This window comes from Nostoc sp. UHCC 0251, assembly GCF_034932245.1.
In the GTDB taxonomy this organism is placed as follows: Bacteria; Cyanobacteriota; Cyanobacteriia; order Cyanobacteriales; family Nostocaceae; genus Nostoc.
Genome location: NZ_JAYGHD010000130.1, coordinates 1 through 10,443, shown reverse-complemented (window position 1 = coordinate 10,443; position 10,443 = coordinate 1). Strand labels below are relative to the sequence as shown.

At 43.8% G+C, this 10,443-nt stretch carries 6 protein-coding genes; 1 reads left to right on the top strand and 5 read right to left on the bottom strand.

Annotation, left to right across the window (positions count from 1 at the left end; translation table 11 throughout):
* Positions 1-137 precede the first annotated feature (137 nt).
* The 3 genes from modA to VB740_RS14920 form a co-directional block, all read right to left on the bottom strand.
* On the bottom strand, positions 138-938 hold the full coding sequence (gene modA, locus VB740_RS14930; protein WP_323200768.1) for a molybdate ABC transporter substrate-binding protein: 801 nt from the start codon (positions 936-938) through the stop codon (positions 138-140).
* 260 nt (positions 939-1,198) lie between these two features.
* A complete protein-coding gene (locus VB740_RS14925; protein ID WP_323200769.1) occupies positions 1,199-2,779 on the bottom strand; it encodes a cyclic peptide export ABC transporter in 1,581 nt (526 codons plus the stop codon).
* A complete protein-coding gene (locus VB740_RS14920) occupies positions 2,736-2,873 on the bottom strand; it encodes a hypothetical protein (protein ID WP_323200767.1) in 138 nt (45 codons plus the stop codon). The genes VB740_RS14925 and VB740_RS14920 overlap by 44 nt, the downstream gene beginning before the upstream one ends.
* A 162-nt stretch (positions 2,874-3,035) precedes the next feature.
* On the opposite strand from VB740_RS14920, the gene VB740_RS14915 reads away from it, so the two are divergent.
* Complete coding sequence (locus VB740_RS14915; RefSeq protein ID WP_323200766.1) at positions 3,036-4,691, top strand: B12-binding domain-containing radical SAM protein; 1,656 nt, start codon at positions 3,036-3,038, stop codon at positions 4,689-4,691.
* Positions 4,692-4,776: 85 nt separating this feature from the next.
* On the opposite strand, the gene VB740_RS14910 is transcribed toward VB740_RS14915, so the two are convergent.
* A complete protein-coding gene (locus VB740_RS14910; RefSeq protein WP_323200765.1) occupies positions 4,777-5,985 on the bottom strand; it encodes a polysaccharide pyruvyl transferase family protein in 1,209 nt (402 codons plus the stop codon).
* A 204-nt stretch (positions 5,986-6,189) separates the two neighbouring features.
* The gene (locus VB740_RS14905) at positions 6,190-10,110 is read right to left on the bottom strand and encodes a DUF2157 domain-containing protein (protein ID WP_323200764.1); all 3,921 of its coding nucleotides are present in this window, start codon (positions 10,108-10,110) and stop codon (positions 6,190-6,192) included.
* Positions 10,111-10,443: the final 333 nt, after the last annotated feature.

Here is a 10,443-nt window from a genome sequence, read left to right as displayed (position 1 = left end):
GATAAATCGCCGTCTCTACAAAGAATGGACTCGTCAATTATTCCTTGACAGACTATTATTTCCGATTTGTGTGTACACCGTAGCTCCTAACAGGAGAGAGACTTTGAATTTTCCGGCTTAGAGCGTGGGCAAGGTGTTTACCGCACAATAAAGCCATATTTTTTAAGTACAGTCTTGGCTTGACTGCCAGATAGAAATTGGATAAATTCCTTGGCAGCAGAAGTATTTTTACTGCTTTTAATTATTGCCAGTGGATAGACAATTGGTGAGTGAAACTTCTCGTCAGCAGTTACTACGACTTTTACCTTGTTGGAAACTTTGGCATCTGTGGCATAAACTAAACCCGCTTGGGCATTACCACTTTCTACTGCTGCCAAAACTTGACGCACATTGTTAGCAAAGACCAATTTGGACTTGACTTGATTATAAAGTTTCAAATTCTTTAAGACTTGCTCCCCATATTGCCCTGCGGGTACACTTCTGGGTTCACCGATCGCAATTTTCTTAATCTTGCTATCTGTTAAATTGGAGAAGCTACTGATGCCAACAACATCTTGAGCCACAATCAAGACTAGACGGTTATTTGCCAGATTAGTACGGCTATCTGCTAGCAACAATCCTTTTTCTTCCAAGGCATCCACTTGCTTTTTGGCAGCAGAAATAAAGACATCCACTGGCGCACCTTGCTCAATCTGCTGCTGCAAAGCACCAGAAGCCCCAAAATTATAACTAATCTTGATATTTGATTTACTTTGTTGGTATAAAGGCTGAATTTCTTCCAGCGCATCTTTTAAGCTGGCAGCTGCGGATACGAGTATGCTGGTGCTTGATTGTGCTATTACAGGGGATGGAGAAGGAGTAACTAATGGTAAACCAATTGCCAGGAGCAAGCCTACAACTGCTATACCCAGAAAGCCAAGGATTTGTCTTCTTTTCATAGAAAAGGTGCTTGAGGGGTTTTTTCCGAAAATTGATGCTAGGTAGAATCGTACCAGCAATACCAACTTTTAACCAACTATATCGGTAAAGTTCTACCTAAAAAAGAACAAGGGTTGTTGCATCAGTTTTTTGGAAGTCCCTTAATTTGGCGATCGCTTCCCTATTCGCTCAAAAAAAATGTCAAAATATCATAACGTGGCTTGAATTTAGATGGGGTTGATAGCAACAAATAAATTCCTTCCCCTGCCCCCTGCCCCCTTCAAGTCTTGTCGTACTCTATTTGTCCATAATCAAGTTTGATAATTCGGTTTGCTAAATGAAAATAGTGATCATCGTGGCTAATCACCAGCACTGTTTTGCCGCGCGATCGCAGTTCTGGTAGTAGCTGAGTGTAAAATACTTCTTTGAATACTGGATCTTGATCGGCTGCCCACTCATCAAATAGATAAATTGGTCGATCTTCTAAGTATGCTGTCAGCAAAGCCAGCCGCTTACGTTGTCCTTGAGAAAGTGCTGTGGTGGAAAGTTGCCCATTTTCAACTTTAACTTTATGGTCTAGTTGCAGTTGCTTTAGATATTTTGTAGCTTGAGCATCCAAGTCAGAATTTTTTAATCCTAAAAGTTCCTCGAATAAATAAAAGTCGGAGAACACCACAGAAAAATGTTGTCGATACCATTCTCGGTTCTGTTCACTAATTAAGTCATCATCAAACCAAATTTCACCGTTTTCAGGGATGTAAAGTCCAGTAATTAGTTTAGCTAATGTAGATTTACCGCTACCATTACCGCCGACAATAAAAACTAATTCTTGAGGATATAATGTTAGGTTTATGGGGCCAAAGATAAAGCTATTGTCTTCTTGATCTGTGTAGTAAGTGTGGGTAACACTTTTAAATTTTAAGCTGCGCCAGTCAGATTTAAGAGCAGGTGGAACAGTTGATAATTCAGTTCGACTAGCTAGAGATAAACCCAGTGATTCGATTTTTTGCAAGGCAATGCTGGCTTTACTTAATAGGGGAAGTTTGCTGATGATGTTATCCATTGGTAACACCAAGTAAGTGAAGGTCAAAATGTAGCCAGAGAGAGTTTCGGGATTAATGGCAAGCAGATTAGGCAGCGCGAATATTACAAAACCAAGGGCAAAAAAGAATACGAGTTGACCCCAGCTTGAAGTTGTGGCAAAAAGGGTTAAACCGTTAACATTGTGATGACGAAATTCGTTAGCAGTTGATTGCAGTTTTTGTTCTAAAAAATCTTGCCGCCGCCTGTAATTTAGCTTGAGTTCTTTGACTCCTTCGGTAATGGTGCGAAAATGTTTAAACAGATGATCTTCATCTTCACGAGCTAGGGCCAACAATTTACCGCCTCTATTTAATAACCACTGGCAACTACCGATCGCTACTACTGAAATTCCACAAACCATCAGCAGTACTACCCAAGAAAGCCAAGTTATGTAAGCTATGCAACCCAGGACGATCGCTAAATTAATAAAAATGAAAGGCATCTGATAAACAGCATTAGCAACTGCCTGAATATCTTCTGTGAGAGTTGCCAATAATCGAGGATTCCCTAAGCGTTCTAGATGACTCAACTCGGAGGCAAGAATTTGGTGGCTCAAACGCATCCGTAATTGCAAAACTGCATTCTGCGAAAGGCGAATTAGCATCACTTGAGAAATGATGCTGGTAATTAGTGCAACTATAGCCAGCCCCGCAAAACCCCAAATTATCGATGTGAACCGGGAAGCAGTACCGCTACTTGCAGCACGGCTAATTAAGGCAATCAAGCCAGCACTACTACCACCACTCAGGAATCCGGTAGCGATCGCGATCGCCACCATCCCCCACGAAGAACGCAACAGAAAATAAATCAAATTCATGCCCTATGCCCCATGCCCCATGCCCAATGCCCAATGCCCCATACCCTATTTTCAAAATAGTTGTTTGCAAACCAATTGAGGTTGCGCTTTTAGGGTAAGTTTTCTATCTTACAGTTAAAAACTTCTGAAATATCACGGTAAGCTAGTTTGAATTACAACCGATTGTGCCAATAATATTGTCAAATTAGCTGCTCAGTTTTTCGGGGTGAAACTTGCGATGACTGTGAATCTGAAGTCTTTAGAGAACCCAACTCATATAGCGGCCGATTCAAAAACCGCTCCTAACAGTAAGAGAACCAGCTACGTTCCCTCGCAACATCGACGTATCCTTTGCATCTTTCCCAAGTACAGCCGCTCTTTTGGTACTTTTCATCACGCTTACCCACTTATGGGTAATGTTCGGGCTTTTATGCCACCCCAAGGTATTTTAATTGTGGCTGCCTACTTACCTAAAGAATGGGAAGTGCGGTTTATTGATGAGAATGTCAAATCAGCAACGAGAGCTGATTACCAATGGTGTGATGTGGTGATTGTGAGTGGAATGCATATCCAAAAACCACAGATTAATCAAATTAATGAAATTGCCCATCGAGCCGGCAAAATTACAGTTATAGGTGGCCCCTCGGTATCTGGTTGCCCAGAATATTATCCTGAATTTGATATTTTACACTTGGGTGAGTTGGGAGATGCAAGCGATCGCATGATCGAGTATCTAGACCAAAACCTGGAACGTCCTCAAGCGCAAATTCGCTTTGAAACTAAGGAACGTTTGCCCTTAACAGAGTTTCCTACTCCAGCTTATCATTTGCTGAATATCAATGATTATTTCCTGGCAAATGTGCAGTTTTCTAGTGGTTGCCCTTATCACTGCGAGTTTTGTGATATTCCCGAACTTTATGGCAACAGTCCCCGGATGAAAACACCAGAGCAAGTCGTTGCTGAGTTAGATGCAATGCGACAATCTGGTAATTTGGGAGCAGTGTATTTTGTCGATGATAACTTTGTTGGCGATCGCCGCGCTGCCATGAAGTTACTTCCGCATCTGATTGACTGGCAAAAACGCAATGGCTACCCCATCCAGTTTGCCTGCGAAGCAACGCTCAATCTAGCTCAAAGTCCAAAGCTGCTGGAGATGATGCGCGAAGCTTATTTCTGCACAATCTTTTGCGGTATTGAAACACCAGAACCAAATGCTCTCCACGCCATTTCCAAAGACCAAAATCTGAGTATGCCAATTTTAAAAGCCATTCAGGTTTTAAATAGCTACGGCATGGAAGTAGTATCAGGAATCATCATCGGGTTAGATACAGATACACCAGAAACAGCAGACCGAATTATCGAATTTATGCGGGCATCGCAAATTCCCATGTTGACAATTAACCTGCTTCATGCGTTGCCTAGAACTCCTTTATGGCGGAGATTAGAAGCAGAAGGAAGACTTGTTTTTGATGAAAACCGCGAATCAAATGTTGAGTTTTTGATGCCTTATGAGCAAGTTATCGAGATGTGGCGGCGCTGCATCACAACCGCTTATGAGCCAGAATTTTTATATCAGCGATTTGCCTACAACATGGAACACACCTACCCAAACCGCATCGAAGTTCCTAACAGTCCATCTCGCACTTCTGGGGCTAATATTCGCAAAGGTTTAACTTATTTAGCTAATATTTTGCTGCGGATAGGCATTTTTAGTAACTATCGTCAGACTTTCTGGAAAATGGCCAAGCCAGCACTAAAAGCAGGTAATATTGAAAACTTAATTCACGTTGGGCTTGTTGGACATCATTTGATTAAGTTTGCTCAAGATTGTGCCAAAAACGAAGAATCGGCTTCGTTTTATTCTCAAAAAATCCTGACTAAAATTCGTAGTTAATAAGCTTAAAAGTTTTTTAATTTGCACCCTAACTTTAAATTTGAAGAAGGCAGATAAAAATGCACAAAGCGCGAAGTATTGCGATTTAGCCAATCGCGGCGACCATTTCAGCCATTCGTCGGCGGGCCACTTCTCGGGCATTTTTCGCCATCTGACAGGCCCTCGGCAGATTCTGACCAATCTCGACCACTCGCGTGGCAATTTCCTGGCCGGTGGAGTCATCAATCTCGAAGAGCCAGTTTTCCAGCCCGATGTCGCGCCACATCTGCCCCTTGCGACTGTCCGTCGGTTGTCGGAGATGTACGGCAGGAGTAGCAGCCGCCACCGCCATGATCGGCGAGTGCATTTCAAAACTGACGATCGCAGCAGCCTTAGCATACACGCTCGCCGCTTCGGCGGTCAGCCAGTAGCGATCCATCACCGCAACACTCAGCTTGATCTCGTTGGGCAACGGGTCGTATAGCAGTGGCTTGAGGCGTGGCACCTCATAGGTCATCTCCGGCACGAGGAACACCCGCATACCAGTCTCAGTAACCCACGCGATGATTGCTTCCCGTAGTTTGGCGTGATCGCGATCTGCAAATGCCTCATTGATCGCACTCTTCGGCGGGTTCGGTTTCACCGTCTCCGGGTAGATTTCCCAGTACGGTGTCCACCGTAGCCGCGGCACGGCACACAAGAACCGACCTACCTCCAGATTGTGATCCTTCAGCAACTTGTCGGCTGCCGCATCGTCACGTAGATCCAGGGCAAAGGTGGCATCCGGGCCAAACCCCATTTTGGGCCCCGAAATTCCCGTCTTGCATAGAGCAGTCAGAGAGTCGGTTTCGCGGGTGAATATGAACTTTGCACCGGCCAGCAAGTCACGATGTTTTTTTAACTCATCGTCACTCAGAGTGATGCCAGCGAAGCCATAGGGCTTTTTGGCTTTTTGGGCTAACTCAGCCTCCGCCCAGCCCACCAGCCCCGGGCCGGAGCCGTGCAGAAAGAAATCACACTTCTCTAGCGCCGCCACCTGCTCATTTTTAGTCTTGGCGAGCTTCAGTTTTGGGAACCGGGTCTTGAGCATGTTCTCCACTACTAAACTAAGGGAATTCGGCCAAAGTGTAATTTCCGCACCCGGACAGTGCTTTTCGAGCAACGCGAGCATACCTGGGGTGTGAGCAATATCACCGATGTTGACCGTCTGCCAAGACGAGCGTAGTAAGATGCGGGTAGGCTTGCTATCTGTGTCGGCACAGAATGTCATTCCGATCCCGGCAAGTAAATTGGCAAGGAAAATTCGACGATTCACAACATACCCATCCTTTGAGCCTATCCCACTAATAATATTTATGCTGAAATACTCAGTAGACAAAAATTTTTTCCATAAGCCTCTTGTCAACATAATTTGTAATTCGTAGTTACAATCAGTGCTTGCTCTGAACCCACCACTGAATTGTTGCACCCATTTAATTACGAATTACGAATTACGAATTACGAATTAGTAATTATTTGCTCAATCCCATGATTGAAATTCATCAATGACGCTACGAATTAGGGATGTTATTTGAGCGCGACGGGTTTCAAAATTGGCGGCGATGTAAATCAGTAAGATACCAACTAACAAGCCAATAACCCATTTTAAAAAGGAGTACTGCCAGCTAAAAAGTACTGATTGATAGATTGTAGTGATTACAAAAGTGGCTGTACCAATGTAGAGAAAAGCCCGCACTCGCAAAGCTAATCCAGCAAAAATGGCGATGAGGCTGAAAATTCCCGGTATCCAGGCTGTACCTTGATTAAATAAAATTGCCCACCCACAAATTAAACCACTACCTAGCATTCTCAGAATATGCCGAGCTACTTTGTACTCTGGAAGCTTGAGTTGGGAATCGACTTGAGCAATATAAAGCAGTGATAACCCAACGGGTGTTACATACCATAAAGCTTCAGTCAGGCGTAAGGAATCAAACCAACGATAAAGTGCCCAATCAATCAAAGCCACACTAATATAGGTAAAACGGATGTTTTCGCCCACCTTTGCTATGAAGATGTAAAATCCAGCTGCGAGTACCAAGGTAATAGGGTAAGTTTGCAGTCTGGTTTCCCATAAAATTATCAGTGGTATGATGTAGGCGGCTTGTTGCCAAGGTCTTTTAGACCAACCCCAGCTTTCCCAAGGTAGGATGTACAAAAAATAGGCTACCACACAGGCGATCGCACCGTTCCAAGGAACTAACGGCCCAGCCCAAAATTGCCCCACTGCTGTCTCACGCCAATAAACCCTCATGCCGGCTACTTCTAATAAGCCGAGGTAAACCCACATTTCGGCTATTGTGATTCCTCCGAAAATGCTGGGGGAAGTGTGCGAATTTCGTCCTTGAAAAATGGCATAGCGAATCAAAAATACCCCAGTTCCCAATCCCACTAAACGGTTAACTCCAATGGGAAGAGGAATGGCGGCCATTAATAAGCAGCTACTCCAAGCCCAGTGAATATGGGCAATTCCTTTCAGTTCTTGGGGAGTCAGGCGTAAGTAACTTACAAGCCAAGGCGACAAGATGCGGTAAGCATACATGATACTCGCGCCAAGAGCAGACATGGCAATCAATCCATCGCCTAATGCTCCTCCTGAAGCTTGTAACATTTGATAGAACAAAAGTTCATAGGCAGAAATGGATACGCCAATGATTCCTAAGTACAGCAAGGGCTTAAAGTCTTCGCGGCGTCGCCCCACGCCAATGATAATTAAAGCTACACCCAAGGAATACAAACCAGTCCACTCAGTGAAGGTATTCACACGCAGCAATACACTGAATACACCATAAATTAATGGCAAAATGTGAAAACTGCTAGGAAGCCTTTCTAATTGATGTCGTCGTCGCCACCACTCTCCGACAAGTTGAGCGATTAAACCTAAAGCAATATTTGCGATCGCTATCCTAACAATTGATCTTTCCCCAAATCCCAGCATTTGGGTAATCAACAATTCCAAACACCAACCGATGCCATAAAATGCCCAATTTGTCGGTTCTCGCCAACTGCGATAAACAATGGCTATCAAGGTGATTGCAGTGGCGGCTAAGTACAAAAATCCAGAACTAATAAACCCTGAGTAAATCAGTATTGAGTGTAACGTTAAACCAAACAACTCAAAACCACACAATGCGATCGCCCATTTATCGCTGGCGGCTGCATATATAGTTGCTAATTGGTTATTGCGTCGGCTTAAAACTGTCCGCGCTAACCATAGACTTAGGATTGCGATCGCTCCTACGACAAACCAACCTGCTAGCACAAGGCGAGGTAAACCAGCTACACCAGTCCACAGCAGCGCCACAATAAAACTCAGAGCATATCCTTCTGTAATTACCGCAGATATTTGGTTTCGCAGATAGCGCGTATTTGCGAACATCAATCCCGCACCTACAGCCAAACCGATTAATCTGGTTTCTGGTAGCTGTACAGTAAGTAACTGGGCAACTCCTACAGCCAAGACACTCAAGTAACGGGTAGTAGTACGACGTTCTGTAGTTGTGCAATTGGCAACACCCGTAAGAGCTATAGGCGTAACTAGCCATAAGATTCCCCAATGAGCTTGGCTATCAGCTATGCCATACCAAGATGATTCTGCATTCATCCACAATAGGAAAAAACTAGCGGCGGCTAGCCCTAAACCGATATCCCATGCACTACGTTGCCATAGTCCCTCTTTGACACTAAATCGCCACTCTGCAACCATCAGAGCTAATAAAATACTTGCCCAGACTTGTTGACTTAGGGCTGGTGCCAGCAAATTAATGGTAGAGCAAAATGTCAGCACTCCCATGATGTGAGTTAGATATATCAGGGGAAGGGATGAGGGGGAGCGGCGTTGAGTGACAAATGCCAGAGTGATGGTGGAAAATAGCAGATTTAGCGATCGCAATGTGGGATTTATTATAGCGATCGTTGTTAAAAAAGTTCCAAATAAGAGGGTGAGCAGTTCACCAAATTGAGCCAATTCTCGCTTGTGGCTACGATGCAGGCTATCTGTGAGCGCCACCATCAAAATTACGTAGGGAAATAAAGCTACACCCAGCAACGCCCAAGGTTCATTTTGAGAATTGGTAAGTTGAGTACCAGTTGCGATCGCTAATTTCTGTAAGCTATCAGGTACTAATCGCCAACCTAGCCAAATCGTCTGTAAGCCAATGAGAAAAACTGCTGCTAAGTCAACTTTTAAACTGTACCGCCGCAAACGATTTCCCACAAACCATAAACCCAAACCACTTACAGTTATTGCTTGCCAGGGATAATTTACTACCGAAACCAACCAACCCAGAAAGAGGAGAATACCACCGAGTTGTTCCCAGAGTAATAGAGATACGGAAGATGAGGGGGATGAGGAAGAATTTACTTCCCTATCTCCCCCTGCTCCCCGCTGTGCTAACCAAGTTACTAGCCACCCGCAAATACCAATAGCTAACCCCAACTGCGTAACATCTACCCTGGCAACGAAGATTGCCCGCACTAGCAGCACTATTAAGGCATAAATAATTACGGCAGCAGGTAAACTAATACTTAACCGTTGGCGATTGCTTCTATCTTCCTCACTGATAGAATTAGGCTGTTGGTAAAGATTGTGATAAACGGTAATGATAGTTGTGCCGATCATTGCCACATAAACGGCAATCAAGGGAAATCCTGGAAATTGCCAACCCCAATGCAAATAACTCAGCCCCAGAATATTTGCTAGAGGTAATTTGCCAGTATGTAAATTGGCAAAAATAGTCCGATTTTTGGAGAGTAAAACAGTTATTGCAGTTAGGGTAGGCCAGGCGATCGCAACTACAATCCAATCCACAGGATTTTGCCACAATCGAAAGCTATCCATTGCCCAAAAGTTCACTGGCACTAATAAAAGGGTGACAATCAGCAAAGTTTGAGCTGTCAATCTTAGGTTGCTTTGCCTAGTTGCCCAAAAGCTTAATCCCCAAAAACTCAAAGTATAAGCAAATAAAACTCCATATTGTCCAGAAGCAGGAAACCTCTCCCACTGACTTGCAGCCAGTACCCCAGAGGACACCACTACCAGGAATACCCCTAGAAAAAGCAGCCAGCGGACACTCAGTTCTGCCCCCAAGGACTGCAACATTGTACTAATAAAGTTGGGTTGGGCTGGTTTTTGCTGCGGTTGTCTCCGGCTACCAGATTGTAAAGCTGTTACGGGTATCTGCTGCACAGGATCAGAAGTTACAAATGCTACCTTTGTTTCAGCTTCCGGCTGGGGTTGTAACACCACCTTACACACCAGGAACTCTTGGCATAGCTGCCTAACCTGGGTATCGGATATCAAACCTAAGCGCAACCATATATCTAGTCCTTCTAATAACTGAGGATGGGAAGATGGCAGCCTGATTTCAAATTTTAGCGGGCGCTCATGGGGCGATGACATAAGTGGAAACAGTATAACTATATACTTAATTGTGATTTTAATTAAAGTATATTTTTGCTCTAATTGTGCCAGTTATTAGGCTAATTGATATTAATTTTTAACCTATAAACGATACTTTTAGGCTCCACATTGCAGTCTGCCAACCGCTACAAGTAAGTAAGAAAAAATCAATAAACCTATGTTACGCAATGTAAAATTAATTAAAGGTCTGTAGTAAGCCGCTTCAGACCTTACAACAAACCTTTAATTATTCACTCATGTAGCCTATATAGGACTCATATAGGACTAGTATTTGATTTCTGAAAAAACTCAATACAACTAGGAAGCCTTCTT

What these genes read in the sequence shown, in the direction of transcription:
- modA (WP_323200768.1), bottom strand. Translation starts at nt 938, where the DNA reads ATGAAAAGAAGACAAATCCTTGGCTTTCTGGGTATAGCAGTTGTAGGC.
- VB740_RS14905 (WP_323200764.1), bottom strand. Translation starts at nt 10,110, where the DNA reads ATGTCATCGCCCCATGAGCGCCCGCTAAAATTTGAAATCAGGCTGCCA.
- VB740_RS14925 (WP_323200769.1), bottom strand. Translation starts at nt 2,779, where the DNA reads ATGGTGGCGATCGCGATCGCTACCGGATTCCTGAGTGGTGGTAGTAGT.
- VB740_RS14915 (WP_323200766.1), top strand. Translation starts at nt 3,036, where the DNA reads ATGACTGTGAATCTGAAGTCTTTAGAGAACCCAACTCATATAGCGGCC.